We start from the raw sequence: 25,628 nt of genomic DNA, 5'->3' as shown, positions 1-25,628 counted from the left end.
CTTTTTATAATAATGGCGATAATAACCGGTACGTTGATTCAACAATTCGTCTATGCAGACGCCTTTTATGAAAACGATCGACGTGAATTTCACTGGATTCTTCTAAATCGTCTTTAAAGTCTTGAACAAGTCTTTTAATGCTATCTGTATCATATAAAAAAGCATTTACTTCAAAATTCAAATGAAAACTTCTCATATCCATATTAGCTGTCCCAATTGAAGCTAAATCAGAATCAACGATGACAATTTTACTATGAAGAAAACCTTTTTCGTATTCATATATCTTTACTCCTGCGTCTAAAAGCTCCGGGAAGTACGATCTCGATGCGTAAAAGACAGTGCGCTTATCAGGTTTACTCGGCATTAATAAACGAACATCAATACCAGCAAGTGCAGCAACCTTTAATGCGGATAAAATATCATCATCCGGAATAAAATACGGCGTTGCAATCCAAATAGATTTCCGAGCAGAAGCGATCATTGCGAAATATAAATGCTTAATCGTTTCCCACTTATTATCGGGGCCACCTGCGACAAGCTGTACTCCTCCCCAATGATCACCCTCAACTGCTTTTGCTTGTAGATATTCCGGAGCTAGCACAGCCTCTCCAGTCATATAAAACCAATCTTGAAGGAAAATAAGCTGTAAACTTTGAACCGCTTCACCACGTAAATACAAATGAGTGTCTCGCCAAAAGCCAAAATATTTACTTTTTCCTAAATACTCATCACCAATATTTAATCCGCCTACAAACCCTTCGTTCCCATCAATCACAACAATTTTCCTATGATTTCGATAATTAATCTTATCGTTTAAAATCGGAAAGCGCACAGGAAAGAACGGAATCATTTCTACACCTGCATCGTTTAATTCTTCAATATACGATTTCGATAACTTAAAACTTCCAACCGCATCATACAAAAAGCGAACAACAACGCCCTCTTTTGATTTTTGTATTAAAATATCTTTAATTTCTGTTCCTAATTTATCATCACGCACAATGTAATATTCCATATGAATGTGATGTTTCGCTCGTTTTAACCCATTTAAAATGGCCTGAAACGTTTCATCTCCATTTGTTAATGTCCTCGTTTCAGTTTGAAATGAAATATTTAAAGCACCTAATCGATCCGCTAAACGAAATAACAGTTCTTGATGCTTATGATTGCGTAAAATTCGTTCTTCGTAATCTTCATGCCCTTTATATTGTAAAAACGCCTGTTCATCAAGTAACGCCTTCTTTTGAAACATTCTTTTTCTCCGAAAATTTTGTCCAAATAATAAATAAGCAAAGAAGCCAAATACAGGAAAAATCCCTAACACAATTAACCATGTAAGTGTTTTAGATGGGTGGCGATTTTCTAAGAAAATAACGCAACCAATTAAAAACGCAGATACTGTAAATAAAATACTAATAATACCTAAAATCGAAACATCTTTTATCCCAATCACATCTGAATAAAATGCTACATCAATAAACATACGTAACGAAACAAATAATGCGAACAATAGCAAGATAAAGAAAATCAGCTTTAACGTATTTTTCATCTCTTACCTCCTAACTAAGAAAGCTTTCCTATTCTTCATATAAAAAGCCGATTTCATACTACAGAAATCGGCCTACGTTTTAGCAGGAAAATTATTGCGAATCGTTTCAAGCGCATGCTCTTTCACAATTTGTTTTCCATACTCACTTACACGATGAATTGTTAAAGTTGATTCTTCCCCATATTCTAAAACAATACTTAAAATACGATCGATTTCTTCTTCATCATGTAGCACTTCATCGAATTCCACATATACATAATAGCGGTCCTCAAATGAATACAGCTCATCTTTTATATCTTCAAAGATAAGACGATGACTTAATGAAATGACATCTTCAAAATCATTAAATTTAATTAAAAAGCCAAACGTACCATCTTCATTAAAGTTTGTTCCTGTTTGTTCTTCTACCTCTTCGACTAACTCTTGTTGGAATAATGATTCAATGCCTTCATCTAGAGGAATATCTATAATTTTGTCTACCCCTATCGGTAGTTCCAGCTTTTGCCCATCCTTTGAAAGCTCTGCTTTCGTGACAAGTACTTCAATCCCTTTATCGACTGCTTGCACTTGGATCCATAACGGCCCATCAATAAAGAAATCGTCATGATCACGAGCTTCGTCCATCATCTCCCAAAAGAGCTCTTCACTTCGTTCGCGATCATACCAAATTTCTTCACGATTAAATCCTCTATCCTCTATATCAATGTACGTAATAAAAAATTTCATCGTATGATCATTAATTCTTTCAATATCCAAAATACAACTCTCCCTTCCTGCTTAGAATTGTTATGAAGGGATTCCCCACTCATATGACAAATCAATAGATTCTTGTACTCTCATTTTATGATAAGATTCTCCAGAATGGAAATAAAATCGATTTATTTTACAAAAATAGTTATATGCCTATCTTTACTCGATCAACTACATAAATATATTATTATAGCGATTTCTTACTTACAAAAAATTTGGACATACATTTCCACATTCCCCCGTACACTGTAATAAGGTGAAACTTCTATTAGAAGGGATTATTTAACAACAACTTTCTTCATCACATACATACAGTTCGCTTATTAAAACATCATAAATGGAGGCAGACGAATGGACTTAGAGTTTTTAACATCCGTACTAATGATTGTCGGTATCGATGTTGTATTAGGTGGTGACAATGCAATCGTCATCGCACTAGCTAGCCGAAATTTACCTGAATCGAAACGAAATAAAGCTATTTTGATCGGTACTCTTTTAGCAATCGTACTAAGAATTGTCCTTACTATACTAGCTGTCTATTTACTCGACATTCCATTTCTACAATTGATTGGCGGGGTTTTACTTACATTAATTGCAGTCAATTTATTAACTGATGATAGCAATGACCTTTCTGCCATTCAAGGAAAAACAACTTTATTTCAAGCTGTGCGGACAATTGTTTTCGCGGATCTCGTTATGGGGTTTGATAATGTTATTGCCATTGCAGGTGCAGCTCACGGGAGATTTTTACTCGTCATAATCGGCTTACTCATTTCTATCCCTATTATTATTTGGGGCAGTAAACTTATTTTAATACTTATGGAACGATTTCCATTCCTCATTTATTGCGGTGCAGCAATTCTTGCCTATACTGCAGGGAAAATGGTTACACATGAAGACAGACTTGCAATCTTTTTTCATAACAACCCAAGTTTCACCGCAAGCATTCCTTATTTGTTCATTTTCACTATTTTATGCATCGGCTTTATCGTAAAACAAGTTCGATTACGCAATGTGAAACATTAAAAAAAACCTTCTACTATATAATAGGTAGAAGGTTTTCATATTATTATAATTAATTTACAAGACGTTGTGCTTCACGTAATTGGAACGTTCTTACTGTACGTGGTAAGAAACGACGAATTTCGTCTTCGTTGTAACCAACTTGAAGGCGTTTCTCGTCAATCATAATTGGACGACGTAAAATCCCTGGATAGTCACGAATCATCTTATATAAATCTTGAAGTGGTAAAGACTCTAAGTTTACATTCAATTCTTGGAAAACTTTCGAACGAGTAGAAATAATCTCATCCGTTCCGCTTTCTGTCATACGTAAAATCTCTTTAATTTCCTCAATCGTTAATGGATCTGAGAAGATATTACGTTCTGTATAGGGAATATGATTTTCCTCTAGCCATAATTTCGCCTTTCTACAAGACGTACAGCTTGGAGAACTATATAATGTTACCATACAAAGCTCACTCTCCTTAAAGAGTACAAATTCTGTACTAAATACAGTTTTAATTTCTAACTTCAGCAATTTTTCGCGATAACTTGTCTTATTGAAAAGTACAAAAATCGCATTTCATGTAAGCAACAACTTATAATAAACAACAATTACTTTTAATAAGTAACTTCTATAATCATTATACAATAGATTTTGCAAGAAATATACAGTAAATTTCCTGCTAGTTGAGAAAACTCTTCCGTGTATTTCACTGCTATGTAACATGATTACGCTCACTTCAGCTGTACTTTAACAATAACTTTCAATCCTTTTACTACTCACTTCTCATAGATTTTTCATATAATATATAGTTATTTATCTATAATCTTCCCTATGAAAAAGAGAACGTTTTCTTACTTTTTCTTGATAAATCAATTAAGAAATGTAAGACTATACAAATGAGAATAAAAAGGAACATTTGTTCTTATTTTAACAAATATCCTCCCTCCTGTCTACACGATTTCTAAAGTAAATTAAATATTTTTCTGACATTTCTTTCTTTTTCATTTTTTATCTCATACAATAAACATACAGACAGGCAAAGGGGGAGTTTTCAAATGATTGCTTTTTTTATTGATTTTATTACGGTTGCTGCCCTCATCATCGGAATAACAGCATTGATTGGTGTCATTACAAATAGCATCGGCGAAAAGCTCTTTGGTGGAAAAGAAAAAATGAAGTTTGTTAACAAAAGTTTGGATGTACAATCTGGCTGGAACCAAGTTGGCGGAAAAGGCATTTATAAGAAACGAACGTATTAAAAAAAAGCAGGCGATCACCTGCTTTTTTTCTTATTTCTCTACTGACGCCCATTTAAAGCTTAAATCGCCGCCATATTTATGGTTATACATATTTTTAATTGAATCTCTTTGTAAATATGCTCTACCACGTTGATATACTGGAACGATCGCAGCATCATCAAGTAACATTTTTTCTGCTTCTAATAAGTTCTTCCAACGAGCATTTACATCGCTTCCATCTTTTTTCGCCTTCATAATGATTTCATCGTATTTTGGATTAGAGTACTTCATCTTATTTTGTGACCCATCTGTTACAAACATATCAAGATATGTAATTGGATCTGGGAAGTCCGCACTCCATCCAGAGAATGACATGACATAATCACCCGCATCTTCTAATTTTAGTTTTTGTGCGAATGGTTGTTGTTTAATTTTTACTGTTAAACCTGGTAAATTCTTTTCTAATTCACCTTTTAAATATTCACCAGTTTTCTTTGATAACTCTACATCTTCATTTAATAATTCTAATTCGATTTCATTTTTACCAAGTTCTTTTTTACCAGCTTCCCAATATTTCTTCGCTTCTTTCACGTTTGGTTTTACAATATCCCCGTTTACAGCACGGAAATCTTTTTTATCTGGTCCTTTAATGAAGTTATCAGGAATTAATCCTGTCGCTGGCTTAGAACCGTTGTTTAATAATGTATCCACGAATGGCTTACGGTCAAAAGCAAGTGAAATTGCTTTACGAATATTTTTATTTGCTAAAGCTGGATCTTTTTGATTTAAACGTAGGAAGAATACAGATGTATCTTCTACTGTTTGGAAATCTGGTTTTCCTTTATATTTATCGATAAACTCCGCTAATAACGACGCTCGATCAATTGCATTTGTTTCATATAAGTTAATTGGCGTAGATGTATCTTTTACAATATTAAAGTTTACTTCTTCAATCTTCACTTCTTTATTGTCCCAATATGATGGGTTCTTTGTCATTTTAAAGCTACGTTCATGCTGCCAATCGCTTAATGTAAATGGTCCGTTATAAAGTGTAGTATTTGCTTCTAAACCAAACTTTGCACCTTGCTCTTTAACAAATTTCTCATTCACAGGATAGAAGATTGGATATACCATTAAATCTACAAGATATGGAATGGAATTGTCTAATTCAACTTCTAATGTGTAATCATCAATTGCTTTTACACCTAGTTGATCAGGACTCATCTCTTTTTTATTAATTTTCTCTGCATTTTTTATATCGTACATAATATAAGCTGATTTCGCAGCTGTATCTGGATTAATCGCTCTTTGCCATGCGTATACGAAATCTTTCGCTGTCACAGGCTCACCGTTTGACCATTTCGCGTCTTCACGTAACTTAAAGGTATACTTTTTACCGTCTTCTGACTTTTTAAATTCCTTCGCTACACCTGGAACTAGCTTATCATCTTTTCCTAAACTGTATAAGCCTTCCATCGCATTGTTCATTACTCTTGAAGAAACTGCGTCAGCTGATAATGCTGTGTCCATCGTTGGAATTTCTTGTGTTTCAATTAAGTTAATAACTTGCTTCGCACCGCTTTTCCCGCTATCCCCTTTTGCGTTTGCTTGCGGTTCATCTTTTTGATAGCTACATGCCCCTAACATCATGCTCATCGCTACTGTTGATGCTACAAAAACTGGTATCTTTTTTTTCATACTTCCACCCTCCAAAAAAATGTTAGCCCTTTCATTTTCAAACAGAAAGAAATATATATATGTTCTAATAATTCATATTATACACACAAATATATTTTTTGTATATTTATATTTCTATTTCATTAAAATTTTCTGTAAAAAAATATATCTTTGTAAACGTTTTATATTGCTGATTATCTTTACTAAAGTACCAAAAATAATTATTTTTATATTTTTCTAAATTATCAGAGAAAAATAAATTTTATATTTTATAATACTTTATGTATAATTATCCCAACCTTTTTAACATAAAATAGCAGTCCCTTCATATTAAAAATATGTAGGCTAAAATGAGTGCAAAGGATAAGAAAGTATGTTACGATACATTTTGCTAAAAATAGATATCGGTAAAGAGGGGACGGACATGACAGCAATTCAGGAAAAAAATGGGCCGACAGAGAAATTAAGTTTATTCTTATTAACATGGCCTATTTTTCTAGAAGTTTTTCTTTTTATGTTGATGGGGATCGCTGATACTTTCATGTTAAGTGCATTATCAGACGATGCTGTATCTGGGGTTGGTGCAGCGAATCAATATCTCCATATTGCGATTTTGGTATTAGAAGTCATCGGGAACGGCGCTGCTATCGTTGTATCTCAATACCTCGGTTCCAGACGCTTTATGGAAGCATCTAAAATATCAGCATTAGCCGTCACATTAAATTTAATAGTTGGGCTCGTTATAAGCGCTGGTTTTCTTTTATTTTCGAAACATATGATGCTCGCAATGAACTTACAAGGCGATGTACTAACGTATGCGCAAAACTACTTATCTATCGTCGGAGGAGCTATCTTCCTGCAAGCTATCATTAACTCATTAGCCGCAATTATCCGTGTACACGGTTTCACAAAGCAAGCGATGTTTATTTCACTCGGAATGAATATTATTCATATCGCTGGAAACTACGTACTCATTTTCGGGAAATTTGGTTTCCCTGAGCTCGGTGTACAAGGGGCTGCAATTTCTTCCGCTATCAGTCGATTGATCGCACTTATTGTTTTCTTCTGGTTACTATACCGCGTTATGGAATATCGCGTGAAATTACAATATTACTTCACTTTATCCAAAGAATACATTGGGAAAATTTTAAAAATCGGTATTCCATCTGCATTTGAACAAGTGATGTATCAAGCTTGTCAAATCGTCTTCCTTTATTACGCAACGTACTTAGGAACGGAATCATTAGCTGCTAGACAATACGCTACTAACATTTCCATGTTCACTTATTTATTTGCAATTGCGATTGGTATGGGAACAGCCATTATTATTGGCCGCCTTGTTGGTGGTGGCGAAAAGGATGAAGCATACGAACGCTTATGGAAAAGTGTAAAATGGGCGATTGGTGTAACTCTATGTATGGTCGCTCTCGTTATTACATTCCGTACACAATTAATGGGACTGTTTACAGATAATCCGCACATTATCGGGTTAGGCGCAAGTGTTCTTTTACTAAGTGTACTACTTGAAACGGGACGTACGATGAATATCGTCATCATTAATTCGCTTCGTGCAGCTGGTGATGCAAAATATCCTGTTTTAATCGGTGCATTCTCTATGGTGTTAATGAGTTTACCACTAGGTTACTTTTTCGCCTTTCATTTAGATATGGGGCTCGTTGGTATTTGGCTAGCGATCGCCATCGACGAATGGACGCGTGCCATTATTATGTTCTTCCGCTGGAAAAGCAGGGCGTGGGAACGTTACGCACTTGTGAAACCAGAAGAGCAAGACGAGATTGGTTCTGTTCAGGCACAGTAGTACTTGTTTGATCACGATGTATTTATTAATAAATGCAATTTATATCGACTTACCGACAACTCATTTATATAGTATAGAAAAAAGCCATCCTTCCTTAATGGAAGAATGGCTTTTTTTATTATTGATAAATCTCTTTATATTTCTTATACTCTGCTTCAGAACATAGTACGAAATGTCCTGGGCGAATTTCACGCATTGTTGGCACTTCGCTACCGTAATCATGCTGCGATGGATCGTATACGATACGTTTACGATTGCGCTCATAATCTGGATCTGGTAGCGGAATTGCTGATAATAGTGATTTCGTATATGGATGAACTGGATTCGCATATAACTCTTCACTTGTTGTTAGCTCAACGATTTGACCACGGTACATTACACCGATGCGGTCACTAATGTATTTTACCATTGATAAATCATGGGCAATGAATAAGTATGTTAGACCTTTTTCTTTTTGTAGCTTTTTCAGTAAGTTTACAACTTGCGCCTGAATCGATACGTCAAGTGCTGAGATCGGCTCATCCGCAATGATAAATTCTGGTTCTACAGCAAGCGCTCGAGCGATACCGATACGCTGACGTTGTCCGCCTGAGAATTCGTGCGGGAAACGGTTCGCGTGCTCTTTATTTAAACCAACTGTGTTTAATAGTTCATGAACACGGTCCATGCGCTCTTTTTTACTTTTCGCTAATCCGTGAATATCAATACCTTCTGCGATAATATCCCCTACTGTCATACGAGGATTTAATGATGCGTATGGATCTTGGAAAATCATTTGCATTTTACGGTTGAATTTCTTCAATTCTGCGCGTGATTTCTTACCATGTACATTTTCACCATCGAACAATACTTCACCAGCAGTTGCATCATATAAACGAATAATCGTTCTTCCAGTAGTTGATTTACCACAACCTGATTCTCCTACAAGACCAAATGTTTCTCCGCGGTAAATATCAAATGAAATATCATTAACCGCTTTGACAACACCACCACTCACGTCGAAGTGCTGCTTTACATTTTTTACTTCAATTAATTTCTCACGTTGTTTAGTCATGTTGTTCACCTGCTTTCATTTGAAGAATACGTTTTTCAACGACTGCCGGCGGTTTTACTTCTGGAGCTTGCTCGTGAAGTAACCAAGTTGCCGCATAGTGTGTATCACTTACTTTAAATAAAGGTGGGTCCATTTCAAAATCAATTTTTAGTGCCTGTGGATTACGTGGTGCAAAAGCATCACCCTTTGGCGGCTTCAATAAATCCGGAGGCGTTCCAGGAATTGCGTATAACTCTTCCTCTGAGCCATCTAAACTTGGCATAGATGCGATTAAGCCCCAAGTATATGGATGTTTCGGATTATAGAAAATTTCATCTACAGTTCCAATTTCAACAACTTTACCAGCGTACATAACTGCCACTCGGTCAGCAACGTTTGCTACTACACCTAAGTCATGTGTAATGAAAATAATTGCCGCTTCTGTTTTTTGCTGAATGTCTTTCATAAGTTCTAAAATTTGTGCCTGAATCGTAACGTCTAGCGCTGTTGTCGGCTCATCGGCAATTAATAATTTCGGGTTACACGCTAACGCCATTGCAATAACTACACGCTGTCTCATACCACCTGAGAATTGGTGAGGATATTGTTTTAAACGAGCTTCTGGATTTGGAATACCTACAAGGTCGATTAATTCTAAAGCAACTTTACGTGCATCTGCTTTACTCATCCCTTGGTGTTTAATAAGGCCTTCCATAATTTGATTTCCAATTGTCATCGTTGGGTTTAATGATGTCATTGGATCTTGGAAAATCATCGCGATATCTTTACCACGTACTTGCTGCATTTCTTTTTCTGTTAATTTCGTTAAGTCACGACCTTCAAATACAATCTCACCATTTTTAATGCGTCCAGGAGGATTCGGAATTAATCCCATTAACGCTTTAGAAGTAACTGATTTCCCTGAACCAGATTCTCCTACAATCGCCAATGTCTCTCCTTTTTTCAAATCAAAAGTAACGCCGCGTACAGCTTGTACTTCACCTGCATGTGTATCAAAGGAGACTTGTAAATCTTTTACCTCTAACAATGTTTTCATCTTTGCCTCTCCCCTCTTTTACTTACGCATTTTTGGATCTAACGCGTCGCGTAATCCGTCTGCCATTAAGTTAAACGCTAAAATTAATATACTGATGACAACCGCAGGGATGAACATCATATGCGGATACGTTTGAATAGATTTATAACCGTCATTTACAAGAGAACCTAGTGACGCAAATGGTGGCTGAATTCCTAAACCGATGAAACTTAAGAACGCTTCACCAAACACCGCTGATGGAATTGTAAACATTGTCATTACGATAATAGGTCCCATTACGTTTGGAATTAAATGTTTCACAATTAATTGTGTATTTGTTGCACCTAATGTACGAGATGCTAATACATATTCTTGGTTTTTTAATTTCAGGATTTGTCCACGAACGATACGCGACATCCCTATCCAACCTGTAATTGCCATTGCGAGTGTAATTGACCATATACCAGATCCCATAATGATTACCATTAAGATAACGATGATTAAGTATGGAATACCGTTAATAATCTCCATAATACGTTGCATAATATTATCTACTCTGCCGCCATAAAAGGCTGAAATACCTCCGTATGCAACCCCAATTACTAAGTCAATTGCTGCTGCTAAAAGAGCGATATATAATGATACGCGTGTACCTTCCCATGTTCTTGTCCATAAATCACGACCAAGATCATCTGTACCAAACCAGAAGTACTCTTTAATATCACGTTTTTCATATTGGTCAACACCATATTGATCTGTACCGTCAAATGGTAACCAATGAACATTTTCAATAACAGGAATTTTCGGTGGCATTTTCGCACGACCTAAATCTTGCTCTTTATACGAGTGTTTACTTACCATCGGTCCAAAAATCGCTAGTAATATAATAAGGCTTAATAATACGAAACCAATCATCGCACCTTTATGTTGGAACAAACGTCTTCTTACATCTTGCCAAAACGTTAAGCTTGGACGGGCAATGACTTCATTATCAACATTATTTTGATTGGCTTGTTGAAATAAATCTGGAGATAATTTTTGTACATCTTTCATCATTTTTTCCCTCCCGCTAAACGAATACGAGGATCAATAATTCCGTATAAAATATCGACAATGAAAATAACTAAAATGAAGATCGCACTATAGAAAATCGTAGTTCCCATAATAACTGTATAGTCATTCACTGTAATAGATTTAACGAACTGTTCCCCTAGTCCTGGTACAGCATAAATTTGCTCGATAACAAGTGTTCCTGTAATTAATGCCGCAACCATTGGTCCTAAAATTGTTACTACTGGAATTAATGCGTTACGAAGTGCGTGTTTGACAATGATAACGCCTTGGCTAATCCCTTTCGCTTTTGCTGTTAAAATGTAATCGGCTTGCATAACTTCAATTAATTCTGCACGAGAGAAACGTGCGATTGTTGCGATAACTGACATCGATAAAGCAATTGTAGGCATTACTGTAAACTCTGGTCCTTTCCAGAACGCTACTGGGAACCAACCAAGTTTTACCCCTACGAAATATTGTAGTAAAGCGGCGAATACGAATGATGGTACCGACATCCCGAGTACGGAAATAATTGTCGCTCCATAATCGACCCACGTATTGTTACGAAGTGCCGCAACGATTCCTAAAATTAAACCGATAAATGTTCCTAATATAATCGCTTGTAAACCAAGCTGTGCTGATGGTCCAATGCGATCCACAATCATATCTGTTACTGGACGGTTATCATATTGGAATGATACCCCTAAATCACCTTTTGCTAAGTTACCTAAATAACGTGCGTATTGAACTGGTACCGGATCATTCAATCCGTATTTTTCAAGAATGATTTCTTTTTGTGCCGGTGATAGCTTCTCCTGGTTTTTAAGCGGAGAACCCGGAAGTAATTTCATCAAAAAGAAAGTCAGCGTAGTAATTAAAAATAATGTCAAAGCCATGTACACGAAACGTTTTAATACATAACGTCCCATAGTCAAGCACCTCCCCGTTTTTCTCAAAAGCAATAAGATAGTTTAAAATATTCTTACTTTTATTTTTTTAAAATAAGAGCATATGCCCATCATAGGCATATACCCCTGTAAACGATGGAAAAAAAGATTATTTTTGTTCAACAGATGCCCATTTGTAAGTTAATCTACCACCATAGTTGATTGGTATAATATCTTTTACAGCATCTTTTACTATATATGCTGAACCTTTTTGGAAGATTGGAGTGATAACTGCATCCTCTTTAATTAACATCTTCTCTACTTCTAAAAGGTTGTTCCAGCGTGCTTGTAAATCTTTTGTATCTGTTTTAGCTTTTAGAATTAACTCATCATATTTCTGATTAGAATACCCTGTTTTATTTTGAGAACCATTTGTAACAAACATATCTAAATATGAGATTGGATCTGGGAAATCTGGGCCCCAAATACCAAACGCAATATCATATTGCTGAGAATCTTCTAATTTATTTTTTTGTGCAAATGGCTGCTGTTTAATTTTAATTGATAAACCAGGTAAGTTTTTTTCCATCTCACCTTTTAAGAATTCACCAACCTTTTTTGCATCTTCATTATCAAAGTTTAAGAATTCTAGTTCGATTTTATCAGTGCCAAGCTCTTTCTTCGCTGTTTCCCAAAGCTTTTTCGCTTCTTTTGGATTCGTTTCAACTAGCTTTCCATTTTCAGCTCGGAAATCTTTTTTATTCGGACCTTCAGCGAAATCTTTTCCAACAAATCCATAAGCTCCAATCGCACCATTATTTAAAATAACTTTCGCAATGTTATCACGATCAAAGGACATTGAAATTGCTTTTCTTAAGTTTTTATTACTTAAGTATTGATTACTTTGATTAAATCTTAGGTAAGCAACCCCTGCTTCTTTTCTTGTGTGGAATTCTGAGCTTTGTCTAAACTTATCAACAAATTCTGAAGTTAGAGCCGCACGATCAATCGAGTTTGTCTCATATAAATTTACATCAGTTGACGTATTTTTTACAATATTAAAGTTAATCTCTTCGATTTTAACCGTTTTATTATCCCAATATGATGGGTTCTTCTTAAACTGGAAGCTTTGCTCATGTTTCCAATCACTCATAACAAATGGCCCATTATATAATGTTGTATTTGCCTCTAACCCAAACTTATCACCTTGTGCTTTTACAAAGTTTTCATTTAGTGGGTAAAATACCGGATAAACTGTTAAATCAACAAAATAAGGAACGGGATTGTCTAATTCCACTTCTAATGTATAATCATCAATCGCTTTTACACCTAATTGGTCAGCAGGTAATTCTTTTTTATGAATTTTCTCTGCATTTTTAATATCAAACATAATGTACGAATACGTCGCTTTTGTATCTGGATTTACTGCTCTTTTCCATGAATACACAAAGTCTTTTGCTGTTACAGGCTCCCCATTCGACCATTTTGCATCTTTTCTTAATTTAAATATGTATTTCTTTCCGTCATCTAGCTTTTGAACATCTTCTGCAATTCCAGGCACTCTCTTTTGATCTTTGCCGATACGATATAAACCTTCCATCGTATTATTTAATGCTGTAGAAGATGCAGAGTCAGATGCTAGCGATGCATCCATTGACGGAATTTCAGATAACTCTGTTAAATTAAGAACCTGCTTTCCGTTACTACTACTCGTAGTGTTTTCTTTCCCTTTTGCTTTTGCGTCATCTTTTTGGTAGCTACACGCACTCAGCAACATACTTGCAGTTAAAGTCGATGCAAGTAATAACGGTATCTTTTTCTTCATGTTGTGTTGCCTCCCCTAATTGCACTTCCTGTACCCTCACTTGTTAAAAAGTAGAATTGAAAGAATAATCTCCAAGTTTCTACAATTTTCATTATACATATAATATAACAATTGTGAATATAGTTTTTTGTTTTTTTGTTAAAATTTTTAATAAAATGTTTATATTTTTATTTTTTTGTAAAGGGATACGTTAACATTGATACCATCATCTTGAAATCAGACCTTTAATTGCGTATAATTTTCAAAAAATTAATTCTAGTACATATTATAGCTTTTATAGTATAATAATTCTAGTAATATTTTGACGGGGGGGAACATTTTGAATAAAGTTTTTTTTCATACTTGTATACTAATTTTCATAGCGATAATCGCTTCTAGTATTGGCGCATTCCTCATTTCATCGCAATTTTTGTTGAATTTTGTCAACATCTTGTTTTATATTGCACTGTTTTTTATTCTTATCGGCGGTTTTTTATACATATTTCAAAATGGTTTTTTCAATGTAACCATTTACGCATTCCAAAGAGTATTTGGTACGAATAAAAAGATTGACTCTTTAATTGAAGAAGTCAAGGAACCTACAGATAAGAAAGAACGTATTTATAAAACATATTCATTCAAATGGACATATCCAATTTGTATTACAGGTATCGTTCTTGGGTTGTTCTCGACCCTTATTAGCTTTACTATTTTGATGTAGTTTGCAAACACTATCCCATATGATATAATAATCAGCAAAACATTTTGTTATAAAACTTTAGTTCTTTCATATTAAAAGAGCTCAAGTAACAATAAATAAATTTATATGTATGCGATGATAAAGAAGAGTACATATTGAGGCAATTTCAGAGAGCTTGTGGTCGGTGTGAACAAGTAATTGTACAGTATGGAATGGGCTTTTGAGCACCAAACCGAACCGAAAGTAGTAGGCTTTGGCGTTATATCCAAACGTTATTATGGATTAGAGAGATTTCACAGTAGTGAAATAATTAGGGTGGTACCGCGGTCCATTCGTCCCTATAGTTTTTGGGATGAATGGGCTTTTTTGTTTGCCTTCTCTTCCCCCATCACGCATTCAATTTTAGGAGGAATTACTTATGTCAGTTATCTTTTCTGGTATTCAGCCAAGTGGAACGATTACACTTGGAAACTATTTAGGAGCCATGAAGCAGTTTACAGAGCTTCAAAATGAACACGACTGTTATTTCTGTATTGTAAACCAACATGCGATTACAGTACCTCAAGATCCCGTCGGGCTTCGTAAAAACATCCGCAGTCTTGCTGCACTTTATGTGGCATGTGGCATTGACCCTGAAAAAGCTACTTTATTTGTACAATCAGAAGTACCAGCACACGCTCAACTAGGTTGGATCATGCAATCTGTTGCTTACGTTGGAGAATTAGAGCGTATGACGCAATATAAAGATAAAGCTTCTGGTAGAGATTCAGTTCCAGCTGGATTACTTACGTATCCACCATTAATGGCTGCTGATATTTTACTTTACAATACTGAAATCGTGCCGGTTGGTGATGATCAAAAGCAACATATCGAATTAACACGTGACCTAGCAGAGCGTTTCAACAAACGTTACCGTGAAATCTTTACAATGCCTGAAATTCGTATTCCAAAAGTAGGAGCTCGCGTTATGTCATTAACAGAACCTACGAAAAAAATGAGCAAATCTGATCCGAATCCAAAATCAATGATTAGTATGCTTGATGAGCCAAAAACAATTGAAAAGAAAATTAAGAGTGCTGTTACTGACTCTGAAGGTATTGTGAAATTTGATAAAGAAAACAAACCTGGTATCTCTAACTTATTAACAATCTACTCTTCATTCTCTGGAAAAACAGTTGAAGAAATTGAAGCAATGTACGAAGGAAAAGGATACGGCGACTTCAAAGGCGACCTAGCGCAAGTAGTCGTAGAAGCAATTCGTCCAATCCAAGACAAATATAACGAACTAATCAACTCACCAGAACTAGACGAAATTCTAGACAAAGGTGCAGAAAAAGCAAACCGCGTTGCATTCAAACAACTACGCAAAGTAGAAAACGCAATGGGACTAAGCAGAAAACGTAGGTAACATATAAAGCGGAGGCGGCTAGTTTAGAATGCGAGGCCACCGAACATTCTTGCCGCTGGAACTAGATTACTACAAAATTAAAAAACCGCCAATTGGCGGTTTTTTAATTTACCTTTTGCTCATTTTCCATTTCCCATAACTTTTCAAAAAATGGCTGTCCTTTTACGAGACGCTCGCATAATTGTTCATGTTTCTCAGACCAGCCAGCTTTCGCTTCATCATACAGTCTAGCCCAAATATCCTCGAACTCCATATGTTGAACCGTTCCATATGCTGATGGATCCCACTCTGTGTACCAATAGCGAATCTCTGCTGTATTTTTCGTTGTATGTAATTGATCTAACGCCATAAATAATAATTGTTTTAGCTGTCTTTCTTTACGAGTCAAGCCATTCATAATGAAAGGCGATGGTGATAAAATGTGATGTTCTTTTTCTGTTTCTTCTACTTGGAACTCATACTTTTCTGCTTGTACGTTTTCTACCATCTCATATACCATCTGCTCTTGGCGTGGTATAAGTCTGCTTTTGCGAATTGGTACATTGTAACCAATTGTGTCAATTGCAATAATTCCTTTTCCATCTGTAACAACAAAGCAATACTCTTGCTGCAAACGTTCATGATTTTTACGAATATAAGCCTTATGATGTACGTCTTCCAGCATTTTTTGCGGAAGCTCTAACAATTCGTTCTCGATGTAATGATATAATGTGGCATCTACTTTTAATAATGGCACTTGATCTAATAGCTCAATCGTATCATCTTTCCGCCATTCGTAAAAATGACAAACGTTATACCCATTCTCTTCACCTTCAAACCAATTTACCCATACATCATGTAGATATAACATTCACTACCCCTCACTTCACTACTGTTTGTACCAATCATTATGTTCATTTTTGCTTAACTTTATTCCACTTGAGGAAATATATTCTAATTATTATTTTTTCTTCTATTAATACTAAAAAAAACAGGAAATAGAGCCCCTGTTTTTTTATATATGAAATGTATTTGCTTTATTCAATATTTCTTTTGCATCTATAGATAATAAAGAAAGTGTATCTTCTCCTTCCAAAGTTACACAATCTTTGACAATATGAAATCCAAGCGCATAGCCAAGCATCTTCGGATAAGAGTGAAAGCCATTTAATAAGATGTCATGTTCCCTTGTTCCTCGTTTTATACTTATTCTTTCATGTACAACATTTTTCCAATAATAAATAGCCTCTTCTTTTGAAAGATACGCCGTCCACGGTGCATTGTTTTTTTCTGAATATCTTTCCGTCACTGCTTGCTCAGCTAGCCCTTCCATAATCATTGTATCAAGTAATGTATATTCTGTTTCTTTCGTCTCAATTTGATGTAACCTGCATACGTGATGGTATTCATGCGCCAATAACACTTTTAATTCTTCTACCGAATTCCGTCCACATACGAATAAGAAAATAACATGACGCATAGATAATCCAGCCCTACCGTTATACTCTTCTTGCACAGTTCGATTATAGGAATCTGATAATAAAATAAAGACAGGGACATCCGGACCTTTCAACCAATTTTTCAATTTATCATACTCCAGGCTCAACTCTTTCCAAATTTCCTTTTCCTCTAATTCTTTAATTTCCTTTTCCCCACGCATGATCGGGCGATACATCCCTTTTGAAATTAAAAAGCGATACAACCTTTCTTTTGGCAACGGAATATACTTCGTAAATTTCTCACAAAGTTTTTCTGGCCGTCCATAATATAAATGTAGCCATTCAGCTGTTTCAACAATCCCCATCTTTATCCCTCCTTTTTCTTATGTATATGCTACAGGAGAAAAAGACGTAAAAATAAATAAGGAGTTTTTTCGCAATATAATGCGGAAAAACTCCTTATTTTATCTATTATTTATACGATTTAAATACTAACACTGCGTTATGACCACCGAATCCTAATGAGTTACTTAATACTGCATTTACTTCTTGATGTCTCGCTTGATTCGGTACGTAATCTAAGTCACATTCTGGATCTGGTGTCTCATAGTTAATTGTTGGAGGAATTACTCCGTCTGTAATTGATTTAATAGAGAAAATCGCTTCAACAGCACCAGCTGCTCCTAATAAGTGACCTGTCATTGATTTCGTTGAGCTAATTGCTACTTTATACGCGTGCTCACCGAAAGTTTCTTTAATTGCCATCGTTTCATATTTTTCATTCGCATCCGTACTTGTACCATGCGCATTAATGTAATCAATATCTTCTGGCTGTAGGCCTGCATCAGCTAAAGCTTGACGCATTGCACGCACTCCGCCTTCACCACCAGGAGCAGGCATTGTAATATGGAATGCATCACCAGTTGCACCGTAACCAGCGATTTCCGCGTAAATGTGAGCACCACGAGCTAATGCGTGTTCTAATTCTTCAAGAATTAAAATACCTGAACCTTCACCCATTACGAAACCGCTACGGTTTTTATCAAACGGACGGCAAGCCGTTGCTGGGTCTTCATTAAATGTTAATGCTTTCGCTGAGCTAAATCCTGCGAATGCCATACTTGTTAGCGGTGCTTCTGCTCCACCTGTAATCATTGCGTCAGCATCACCACGCTGAATTGCTTTAAATGCATCGCCAATTGAGTTTGCACCAGATGCACAAGCCGTTACAGAACAAGTGTTAATTCCTTTTGCTCCTGTTGCGATTGATACTTGACCTGCTGCCATATCTGGAATCATCATCGGCACGAAGAATGGGCTCACGCGGCGTGGGCCTTTCTCAGTAAAAATCTTAAATTGTTCTTCGTATGTTTCCATACCGCCAATACCAGATCCAATCCATACACCAATTCGAGGTCCGTTTTCTTCTGTAATTTCAAGCTTTGCATCTGCAACTGCCATTTTCGCTGCTGCTACTGCATATTGTGTAAAGCGATCCATACGGCGCGCTTCTTTTTTATCAATATATTTCTCGACTTCAAAGTCGTTAATTTCCGCTGCTACTTTTGCTGGAAATAGTTCTGGATCAATTCTTGTAAGTCGCCCGATTCCAGATACACCCTTTTTAATGTTTTCCCATGCTGTTTCAACATCTGTTCCGACCGGTGTAACAGCTCCTAGTCCTGTAATTACGACCCTCTTTTTTTCCATACAAAATACACTCCTTTTTTTCTCTCAGTCCTTATTTACCCCAACGAAGAGCAACTGCTCCCCATGTTAATCCGCCGCCAAAACCAACAAGTATAATTAAATCACCGTCTTGAATACGTCCGTTTTGCAATTCCTCTACCATTGCAATCGGAATTGAAGAAGCTGATGTATTACCGAACTTCTCAATTGTCATACTCATTTTTTCTTGTGGTAAATTTAACCTCTCTCTTGCAGATTCCATAATACGAATGTTTGCTTGATGCGGTACTAAGAAATCCACATCTTCTTTCGTAAGACCAGCTTTATCTAAAACACGAAGACAAGATTCACCAAGTTGACGAACGGCAAATTTAAAGACTTCTCTGCCATTCATCATAACATACTCGTCTTGATATAGATGCTTGCCGCCGCTTCCGTCTGCTCCTAATTCGAAAGATAGAACGCCTCTTCCTTCTGAAACTGCTCCCATTACGATAGCACCGGCTCCGTCTCCAAATAATACCGCTGTATTTCGATCATTCCAGTCTACAATTTTAGATAGCTTATCACTACCAACTACTAATACGTTTTTATAAGTCCCAGTTTGAATAAATTGCTGCGCTGTAATCATTCCGTACATAAAACCAGCGCATGCTGCACCTACATCCATTGCAGCTGCATGTTTCGCTCCAATCGCTTCTTGAATGACACAAGCTACTGCTGGAAACGCACGATCTGGTGTTACTGTCGCTACTAAAATAAGATCGATATCTTCTCCGCTAACCCCTGCATCTTCAAGTGCTTTTTTCGCAGCCTCTACGGCCATATATGAAGTATCTATTGTATCATCGGCAATGCGTCTTTCTGCAATTCCCGTTCTCGTACGAATCCATTCATCGGATGTATCCATTATTTTCTCTAAATCGTGATTTGTGACTACTTTTTCTGGCACATATCTTCCGATCCCTAAAATGCCCACGTTCACATCGCAGCCCTCCGTTTTATATCAATTATTATGACTTGGTACTAATTTTAAAACATAAATGTATTTTTGTCTAGAATATATTTCGCATAAAACAGAAAGCTAACGCATTATCCACTTTATTTTTCATTAAAAGAAACAGAATCATACCTTTTCGTGTTTCATTCCAAATAAAAAGGCCCGAACCGCTTCCACTCACGATTCGAGCCTCTCCTCCATCAAAAAAGAAGGATTTTATTCTTTATCTGCTTTCCCAAGCTCATAAGCTTCGTTCATAACTTTCATTAACAACTCTAACACCGGCTGTGCTTTCTCCATATCAAGTGCAATTCCGTTATCATCTAAAATTGCCTTCGCTTCCGGTAAATGCTTCATTGCGATTTGTAAAAACTGCATGCTTTTTTCGTTCATATTATACTCTTCCTCTCCATTAAAACTTTCACATACAATAGTGTAACACGCGTGCTACTCTTCGTATAACTCTTTATATTTTTTCATGTGTGCCAGTTGCTTATTTAAACCGTATTCTAACGGAGTATTTCTTTTTATCGAAATGACTTCAATAGCCTCATCTCTTATTTCATTATTATTTTTATTTACTTTATCATCCGCGCGTAAAAGATTCATACCTTTTTCCCATAATGACTGTTTACCACTAAGTAAATTGTATATACCAAGATGCGCCCCGTTCGTTCCATTTTCCCATAAGTATTCACATACATCTTCAATGTAAAGCAAATCACTTCCTTTTTCCTCACTCGTACAACGGCACTCTTTCTCGTCTAATTCTGATAAAATGAGCTGATGATACATCATAAAGGATGGTTGCCACGGTCCATATAATGTAGGAACTCGAAATACACTATATTTTAAATTCCCTTTTTTCAATCCTTCTTCTACTTTCAAAAATAGGCGCTTATTTTCGGATTCACCTGTACTACTTACTTCAATAGAAGAAATTAAATTTAACTTCACTTTTTGTTCTTCACACATTCTTATAATTCGCTTTAAATATTGTAATATGACTCTTTCATTCCGAAATCCACATTGCTGATTTGGCTCATATAAGCAAAAGTAGACAGTATCGAATCTCTCTTCCTCTACCGATCTCCATCCATCTTCATCTCTTATCGAATAATACGTAAATAACGCATTTCGCCCAATTAACAATAACTTCTCTTCATTAATTTTGGTCATACTATCGAATTCATCAAAATCAAGACCATACACTTCTACTTCTTCTGCGATCATTTTATTCACAAGGTGATAACCTACAAACGTAAGTGCACCTATTATCAGCACGCGTTCCATACCACCAACCCTTTCCCTTTGAAACAAATAGCTCCTCATTTATGTATATGGGAGCTTCACAATTCTTCTTCATATTTTTTAAAGAAATCGGTCGTTTGCCTAACCATTTTATATTTCACATCTTGCAGATGGAATAAGACAGAAGTATCACATTGATTTAATTGCCTCATTTTCTCATATCTCCGCAACTGCTGTTTTCTTCCTCTTTTTTCTTGTGTTGATACGAAAATTTTAACAGGTACACAAGATGGAAGAAGCGTAAATGATTTCTTATTTATTTTTAAATCTAATTCTTCTTCTTTGGAATCATACGCCAAACTTAATTCCTTCACGAGTCTCTTGTAAAAAAACTTATGCTCTTTCTCAAAACCCACATATTCTGGTAAATCTAAACACGGATTTAACATAACAACAGAACGAATACATTCAGGATATTTGTTCATCATTTCAAGTGCCACAAGCGCTCCCATACCATCTGCCATAATGTGCATCTTCGCATTTAACGTCTCTTTTCTCAAAACAACATCATATAAACGTTTTGCCAGACGAACAGATTGATCGTTCCCCCAATGTCTTCCGTATAAATTAGAGGAAAAGACCGTGTAGCCTTGCTCAATAAGACCATGTAAGAAATAAGATTTACCCGCATGTTGTGTCCATAAACTTGTACCATTCTCAATAAAGTAGTTATAATCACCGAGGAGCATAACAGAAAATCCATTTGGCTTCTCCGGTAAATAAATGACACATGGTTCTTTTTCTAAGTAAAAAAAACGTTCCGTAATACTCATTTTTCCCCCGCCTTATTTTCTAAACATATAAAACCACTCTTTTATAATGTATGAACGGAATGCAAATTTGCGTTGAAAAATCTACAAATATTTTTCTATATTCTTTTTTCAATTGTGTTACAATAAGGACAGATTGAACGAATAGAGGTGTAAAATATGCGTTTCATTTGGGCATTAATTTGGTCGTTCTTACTTGTACATATGATGAGCTACGTAATTGGCTCTATGACTGGCGGTACATACGACTTTAACCAAGCGTCTATTTTCTCAGTTGTTCTTGCTGTATTAGTACTCGCAATTTCAGCTGCAATTCCAAACGAGCCAGTAGAACAACACTAAAAAAAGAGTCCGGATTTTATCCGAACTCTTTTTTATTTTCATTTCACATGAACGACTAATTCGTTATTTTCTACATCAACAACTACGTGACTATTGTCTGTAATTGTTCCTGCAATTAATTCTCTTGCTAATTTCGTTTCCACTTGACGTTGTACGTATCGTTTTAATGGACGAGCTCCGTACATTGGGTCGAAACCAGCTTCTACAACAAATTCTTTTGCTGCATCTGTTAATTCTACTGTAATGTGACGGTCAGCTAGACGGCCTTGTAGTTCTTTTACAATTTTATCAACAATGCCTTTAATTTCATTCGTTGTAAGAGGTTTGAATAAAATAATTTCATCAACACGGTTTAAAAATTCAGGGCGGAAATGTCCTCTTAATTGCCCCATTACAAGGTCTCTTGATTCCTCTTTAATCGAACCATCTTCTTCTAATCCCTCTAGTAAATGAGCAGATCCAATATTTGAAGTCATAATAATAACTGTGTTTTTAAAGTCTACTGTTCTTCCTTGTGAATCTGTAATGCGTCCATCATCTAACATTTGTAATAAAATGTTGAATACTTCTGGATGTGCTTTTTCGATTTCGTCTAACAAAATAACTGAATATGGTTTACGTCTTACCGCTTCTGTTAATTGACCGCCCTCTTCATATCCTACATATCCAGGAGGCGCACCAATTAAGCGTGACACAGCGTGTTTCTCCATATACTCAGACATGTCAATACGAATCATTTGCTCTTCACTATCGAATAAAGACTGCGCTAACGTTTTTGCAAGTTCTGTTTTACCAACACCCGTAGGGCCTAAGAAAATGAAGGAACCAATTGGACGATTCGGGTCTTTAATACCAGCGCGTGCACGAAGAACCGCGTCTGATACTAGGCTTACTGCTTCCTCTTGTCCGATGACACGCTCTGATAAGATTTGCTCTAAGCGTAGTAATTTCTCACGTTCGCCTTCAACAAGTTTAGCAACAGGAATACCAGTCCAGCGTGAAACAATATCTGCAATTTCTTCTTCACTTACTTCCTCACGTAATAAACGATTTTCTTCTTTATTATGCGCGCCCATTTCTTCCGCTTCTTTTAATTCTTTTTCGATTGCAGGAATTTTCCCGTGACGAAGTTCGGCTGCTTTATTTAAATCGTAATTACCTTCTGCTTCTTCTAATTCACGGCGCAGACGTTCTAAATGTTCACGTAAGTCACGAACTTTGTGAATGTCTTCTTTTTCTTTCTCCCATTTCGCTCTCATACCACTTGCAACTTCTTTTAAATCCGATAATTCACGTTGCAATGTTTTTAGACGCTCTTGGCTACCACGATCCGTTTCTTTTCCAAGAGCCGCTTCTTCAATTTCCAGCTGCATAATACGACGCGTTACTTCATCTAATTCTGTCGGCATAGAATCGATTTCTGTACGAATTGTTGCGCACGCTTCATCAACAAGGTCAATCGCTTTATCCGGTAAGAAGCGATCTGAAATATATCGATCTGATAAAACTGACGCTGCTACAATCGCACGGTCATGAATATTTACACCGTGATAAATTTCAAAGCGTTCTTTTAATCCACGTAATATGGAAATCGTATCTTCAACAGTTGGTTCTTCTGCTAATACTTGTTGGAAACGTCTTTCTAGTGCTGGATCTTTTTCAATATATTTACGATATTCATCTAATGTTGTCGCCCCGATACAATGCAGTTCACCACGAGCAAGCATCGGTTTTAACATATTTCCTGCATCCATCGCACCTTCTGTTTTACCAGCTCCAACGATTGTATGAAGTTCATCAATGAATAATAAAATGCGTCCTTCACTCTTTTTAATTTCATTTAATACAGCTTGCAGACGCTCTTCAAACTCACCACGGAATTTCGCACCTGCTACGAGCGCACTCATATCTAACGCAAAAATCGTTCTATCTTTCAATCCTTCAGGTACATCCTTTTTCACAATACGCTGTGCTAATCCTTCAACGATTGCTGTTTTACCAACACCTGGCTCACCAATTAAAACAGGATTGTTTTTCGTTTTACGTGAAAGAATGCGGATAACGCGTCGAATTTCACTATCTCGGCCGATAACAGGATCAATTTTCCCGGCTCTCACTTCTGCCACTAAATCACGGCCATATTTTTCTAACGCTTCATAAGTTGCTTCTGGATTTTGACTAGTCACTCTTTGATTCCCCCGAACTGTCATTAAAGACTGTAATAAGTTATCTTTCGTAATATGCAATCTTGCAAATAATTGATTTATATCGCCTTTTTCTTCGGAAAAAGCAAGCAATACATGTTCGACTGAAATGTAATCATCCTGCAATTTTTCTGCTTCTTTCCCTGCTCTTACAAGCAATTGTTGCAGAGCGCTCGTTACATACAATTTTCCAACCTCTGCACCGCTCCCTGTTACAGAAGGTTTCTTTTTAATTAAGCTTTCAGCGCTTTGCTTTAATGCTTCTATATCAACATTCATTTTTTGAAATATACGTACTGCTAATCCATCTTGCTCTTCTAATAATGCAAGTAATAGATGAACAGTATCCACCTCTTGGTGATGATGAGATACCGCTAAAGATTGGGCACTCATAATCGCCTCTTGTGTTTTTGTTGTCATTTGATTTAAGTCCATCTTTACAGCCCTCCAAAAGCTTGACTTTCTTTGACCTTTGATTTGATTATACGCCAACTGACTTTTTTATACAATAATTTTGCCTATGTATTTTCAAACTTATTATTGGAAAAAGAAAAAGGAAGCATTCATTATATTGTTTTAAAAATACGGTAAATGAAATTATAATGTGTAACGACAAAAAAGCCGCAATAACGATTGCGGCTTCTGTTACGGTTTTCTTTTATATGTCCACTGACGGTTATGATTCGTATTATCTGGAAACTTTTCACCGGCAGTTAATTGTACCATTTGCGGATTTTTCACCATACTTCCCGTTTCACCAATTTCTACATAAATACCATCATTCGGCGCTTTTTGTCCAGAACGAAACCTGCGATTTTGTCCCATTTTCATTCTCCTTCCATGACGTCTTTGCCTCATTAGTATATCCATTTTAAAAGAAAGGTTTTCTGTCATGTTTAGGAAACAGTACTACATCTCGTCCTTGTACATA

General features: G+C 36.2%; 24 protein-coding genes and 1 other annotated feature. Of the genes, 6 read left to right on the top strand and 18 right to left on the bottom strand.

Annotation, left to right across the window (positions count from 1 at the left end; translation table 11 throughout):
• Positions 1–4: 4 nt before the first annotated feature.
• Together MRP26_RS10605 and mecA are read right to left on the bottom strand one after the other, a co-directional pair.
• Positions 5–1,549, bottom strand: coding sequence for a cardiolipin synthase (locus MRP26_RS10605; RefSeq protein ID WP_000799191.1), 1,545 nt, complete (start codon positions 1,547–1,549; stop codon positions 5–7).
• A gap of 72 nt (positions 1,550–1,621) precedes the next feature.
• Positions 1,622–2,305, bottom strand: a complete 684-nt coding sequence (gene mecA / locus MRP26_RS10600; protein WP_000350715.1) for an adaptor protein MecA — start codon at positions 2,303–2,305, stop codon at positions 1,622–1,624.
• A 345-nt stretch (positions 2,306–2,650) separates the two neighbouring features.
• Between mecA and MRP26_RS10595 the strand changes: the two genes are divergently transcribed.
• Positions 2,651–3,325 (top strand): TerC family protein, encoded by a 675-nt coding sequence (locus MRP26_RS10595; protein WP_069355211.1) that lies wholly within the window; start codon positions 2,651–2,653, stop codon positions 3,323–3,325.
• A gap of 49 nt (positions 3,326–3,374) precedes the next feature.
• On the opposite strand, the gene spx is transcribed toward MRP26_RS10595, so the two are convergent.
• Positions 3,375–3,770, bottom strand: coding sequence for a transcriptional regulator Spx (gene spx / locus MRP26_RS10590; protein WP_000258267.1), 396 nt, complete (start codon positions 3,768–3,770; stop codon positions 3,375–3,377).
• Positions 3,771–4,363: 593 nt separating this feature from the next.
• On the opposite strand from spx, the gene MRP26_RS10585 reads away from it, so the two are divergent.
• Entirely contained in the window at positions 4,364–4,567 is a 204-nt protein-coding gene (locus MRP26_RS10585; protein WP_000559971.1) for a hypothetical protein, read from the top strand.
• Between the two features lie 30 nt (positions 4,568–4,597).
• Here MRP26_RS10585 and MRP26_RS10580 read toward each other — a convergent pair whose 3' ends face one another.
• Complete coding sequence (locus tag MRP26_RS10580) at positions 4,598–6,244, bottom strand: peptide ABC transporter substrate-binding protein (protein ID WP_242806138.1); 1,647 nt, start codon at positions 6,242–6,244, stop codon at positions 4,598–4,600.
• A gap of 352 nt (positions 6,245–6,596) precedes the next feature.
• On the opposite strand from MRP26_RS10580, the gene MRP26_RS10575 reads away from it, so the two are divergent.
• On the top strand, positions 6,597–8,042 hold the full coding sequence (locus tag MRP26_RS10575; protein ID WP_003291568.1) for an MATE family efflux transporter: 1,446 nt from the start codon (positions 6,597–6,599) through the stop codon (positions 8,040–8,042).
• Between the two features lie 118 nt (positions 8,043–8,160).
• Here the strand turns inward: MRP26_RS10575 and MRP26_RS10570 are convergent, their stop codons facing one another.
• The 5 genes from MRP26_RS10570 to MRP26_RS10550 all read right to left on the bottom strand — a co-directional run bounded on the left by MRP26_RS10570 (position 8,161) and on the right by MRP26_RS10550 (position 13,876).
• On the bottom strand, positions 8,161–9,096 hold the full coding sequence (locus MRP26_RS10570) for an ABC transporter ATP-binding protein (protein ID WP_016082471.1): 936 nt from the start codon (positions 9,094–9,096) through the stop codon (positions 8,161–8,163).
• The gene (locus MRP26_RS10565) at positions 9,089–10,132 is read right to left on the bottom strand and encodes an ABC transporter ATP-binding protein (protein ID WP_000854346.1); all 1,044 of its coding nucleotides are present in this window, start codon (positions 10,130–10,132) and stop codon (positions 9,089–9,091) included. The genes MRP26_RS10570 and MRP26_RS10565 overlap by 8 nt, the downstream gene beginning before the upstream one ends.
• A gap of 18 nt (positions 10,133–10,150) precedes the next feature.
• Complete coding sequence (gene opp3C, locus MRP26_RS10560) at positions 10,151–11,167, bottom strand: oligopeptide ABC transporter permease (protein ID WP_000974103.1); 1,017 nt, start codon at positions 11,165–11,167, stop codon at positions 10,151–10,153.
• The gene (gene opp3b, locus MRP26_RS10555) at positions 11,164–12,093 is read right to left on the bottom strand and encodes an oligopeptide ABC transporter permease (RefSeq protein ID WP_023521423.1); all 930 of its coding nucleotides are present in this window, start codon (positions 12,091–12,093) and stop codon (positions 11,164–11,166) included. The genes opp3C and opp3b overlap by 4 nt, the downstream gene beginning before the upstream one ends.
• 127 nt (positions 12,094–12,220) lie before the next feature.
• Complete coding sequence (locus MRP26_RS10550) at positions 12,221–13,876, bottom strand: peptide ABC transporter substrate-binding protein (protein ID WP_064532902.1); 1,656 nt, start codon at positions 13,874–13,876, stop codon at positions 12,221–12,223.
• 319 nt (positions 13,877–14,195) lie between these two features.
• Between MRP26_RS10550 and MRP26_RS10545 the strand changes: the two genes are divergently transcribed.
• Complete coding sequence (locus MRP26_RS10545) at positions 14,196–14,576, top strand: DUF3899 domain-containing protein (protein ID WP_197242088.1); 381 nt, start codon at positions 14,196–14,198, stop codon at positions 14,574–14,576.
• Positions 14,577–14,681: 105 nt separating this feature from the next.
• Positions 14,682–14,898 (top strand) — a binding site (T-box leader).
• 75 nt (positions 14,899–14,973) lie between these two features.
• Positions 14,974–15,963, top strand: coding sequence for a tryptophan--tRNA ligase (gene trpS / locus MRP26_RS10540; protein ID WP_000110982.1), 990 nt, complete (start codon positions 14,974–14,976; stop codon positions 15,961–15,963).
• 103 nt (positions 15,964–16,066) lie between these two features.
• Here trpS and MRP26_RS10535 read toward each other — a convergent pair whose 3' ends face one another.
• From MRP26_RS10535 to MRP26_RS10505, 7 genes are all read right to left on the bottom strand, one after another.
• Positions 16,067–16,813, bottom strand: a complete 747-nt coding sequence (locus tag MRP26_RS10535) for a YjbA family protein (RefSeq protein ID WP_000966129.1) — start codon at positions 16,811–16,813, stop codon at positions 16,067–16,069.
• 144 nt (positions 16,814–16,957) lie between these two features.
• Positions 16,958–17,746, bottom strand: coding sequence for a DUF2268 domain-containing putative Zn-dependent protease (locus MRP26_RS10530; protein ID WP_197242087.1), 789 nt, complete (start codon positions 17,744–17,746; stop codon positions 16,958–16,960).
• Between the two features lie 106 nt (positions 17,747–17,852).
• The gene (gene fabF / locus MRP26_RS10525; RefSeq protein ID WP_000412656.1) at positions 17,853–19,091 is read right to left on the bottom strand and encodes a beta-ketoacyl-ACP synthase II; all 1,239 of its coding nucleotides are present in this window, start codon (positions 19,089–19,091) and stop codon (positions 17,853–17,855) included.
• A gap of 31 nt (positions 19,092–19,122) precedes the next feature.
• Positions 19,123–20,055 (bottom strand): beta-ketoacyl-ACP synthase III, encoded by a 933-nt coding sequence (gene fabH / locus MRP26_RS10520; RefSeq protein ID WP_001100533.1) that lies wholly within the window; start codon positions 20,053–20,055, stop codon positions 19,123–19,125.
• 231 nt (positions 20,056–20,286) lie between these two features.
• Positions 20,287–20,463, bottom strand: coding sequence for a ComZ family protein (locus MRP26_RS10515; protein WP_001986215.1), 177 nt, complete (start codon positions 20,461–20,463; stop codon positions 20,287–20,289).
• Between the two features lie 54 nt (positions 20,464–20,517).
• Positions 20,518–21,390: an NAD-dependent epimerase/dehydratase family protein gene (locus MRP26_RS10510; protein ID WP_000487723.1), complete on the bottom strand. Its 873-nt coding sequence runs from the start codon at positions 21,388–21,390 to the stop codon at positions 20,518–20,520.
• Between the two features lie 29 nt (positions 21,391–21,419).
• On the bottom strand, positions 21,420–22,154 hold the full coding sequence (locus MRP26_RS10505; RefSeq protein ID WP_000028690.1) for a lipase family protein: 735 nt from the start codon (positions 22,152–22,154) through the stop codon (positions 21,420–21,422).
• Between the two features lie 156 nt (positions 22,155–22,310).
• On the opposite strand from MRP26_RS10505, the gene MRP26_RS10500 reads away from it, so the two are divergent.
• A complete protein-coding gene (locus MRP26_RS10500) occupies positions 22,311–22,493 on the top strand; it encodes a YjzD family protein (RefSeq protein ID WP_001211116.1) in 183 nt (60 codons plus the stop codon).
• Positions 22,494–22,531: 38 nt separating this feature from the next.
• Here MRP26_RS10500 and clpB read toward each other — a convergent pair whose 3' ends face one another.
• Both clpB and MRP26_RS10490 read right to left on the bottom strand, forming a co-directional pair.
• A complete protein-coding gene (clpB, locus tag MRP26_RS10495) occupies positions 22,532–25,132 on the bottom strand; it encodes an ATP-dependent chaperone ClpB (RefSeq protein ID WP_064532900.1) in 2,601 nt (866 codons plus the stop codon).
• 210 nt (positions 25,133–25,342) lie between these two features.
• Positions 25,343–25,522: a YjzC family protein gene (locus MRP26_RS10490; protein ID WP_000531422.1), complete on the bottom strand. Its 180-nt coding sequence runs from the start codon at positions 25,520–25,522 to the stop codon at positions 25,343–25,345.
• Positions 25,523–25,628: the final 106 nt, after the last annotated feature.

Source organism: Bacillus sp. CCB-MMP212 (assembly GCF_022748145.1).
In the GTDB taxonomy this organism is placed as follows: domain Bacteria; phylum Bacillota; class Bacilli; order Bacillales; family Bacillaceae_G; genus Bacillus_A; species Bacillus_A cereus.
This window is presented reverse-complemented; position numbering and strand designations above follow the sequence as displayed.

Coding starts and splice junctions, on each gene's coding strand:
- trpS (WP_000110982.1), top strand. CDS start 14,974: ATGTCAGTTATCTTTTCTGGTATTCAGCCAAGTGGAACGATTACACTT.
- opp3C (WP_000974103.1), bottom strand. CDS start 11,167: ATGATGAAAGATGTACAAAAATTATCTCCAGATTTATTTCAACAAGCC.
- MRP26_RS10585 (WP_000559971.1), top strand. CDS start 4,364: ATGATTGCTTTTTTTATTGATTTTATTACGGTTGCTGCCCTCATCATC.
- MRP26_RS10580 (WP_242806138.1), bottom strand. CDS start 6,244: ATGAAAAAAAAGATACCAGTTTTTGTAGCATCAACAGTAGCGATGAGC.
- opp3b (WP_023521423.1), bottom strand. CDS start 12,093: ATGGGACGTTATGTATTAAAACGTTTCGTGTACATGGCTTTGACATTA.
- MRP26_RS10515 (WP_001986215.1), bottom strand. CDS start 20,463: ATGAACGAAAAAAGCATGCAGTTTTTACAAATCGCAATGAAGCATTTA.
- MRP26_RS10530 (WP_197242087.1), bottom strand. CDS start 17,746: ATGGGGATTGTTGAAACAGCTGAATGGCTACATTTATATTATGGACGG.
- MRP26_RS10535 (WP_000966129.1), bottom strand. CDS start 16,813: ATGTTATATCTACATGATGTATGGGTAAATTGGTTTGAAGGTGAAGAG.
- clpB (WP_064532900.1), bottom strand. CDS start 25,132: ATGGACTTAAATCAAATGACAACAAAAACACAAGAGGCGATTATGAGT.
- MRP26_RS10550 (WP_064532902.1), bottom strand. CDS start 13,876: ATGAAGAAAAAGATACCGTTATTACTTGCATCGACTTTAACTGCAAGT.
- MRP26_RS10490 (WP_000531422.1), bottom strand. CDS start 25,522: ATGGGACAAAATCGCAGGTTTCGTTCTGGACAAAAAGCGCCGAATGAT.
- MRP26_RS10575 (WP_003291568.1), top strand. CDS start 6,597: ATGTTACGATACATTTTGCTAAAAATAGATATCGGTAAAGAGGGGACG.
- spx (WP_000258267.1), bottom strand. CDS start 3,770: ATGGTAACATTATATAGTTCTCCAAGCTGTACGTCTTGTAGAAAGGCG.
- MRP26_RS10570 (WP_016082471.1), bottom strand. CDS start 9,096: ATGACTAAACAACGTGAGAAATTAATTGAAGTAAAAAATGTAAAGCAG.
- MRP26_RS10605 (WP_000799191.1), bottom strand. CDS start 1,549: ATGAAAAATACGTTAAAGCTGATTTTCTTTATCTTGCTATTGTTCGCA.
- fabF (WP_000412656.1), bottom strand. CDS start 19,091: ATGGAAAAAAAGAGGGTCGTAATTACAGGACTAGGAGCTGTTACACCG.
- MRP26_RS10505 (WP_000028690.1), bottom strand. CDS start 22,154: ATGAGTATTACGGAACGTTTTTTTTACTTAGAAAAAGAACCATGTGTC.
- MRP26_RS10595 (WP_069355211.1), top strand. CDS start 2,651: ATGGACTTAGAGTTTTTAACATCCGTACTAATGATTGTCGGTATCGAT.
- MRP26_RS10500 (WP_001211116.1), top strand. CDS start 22,311: ATGCGTTTCATTTGGGCATTAATTTGGTCGTTCTTACTTGTACATATG.
- MRP26_RS10565 (WP_000854346.1), bottom strand. CDS start 10,132: ATGAAAACATTGTTAGAGGTAAAAGATTTACAAGTCTCCTTTGATACA.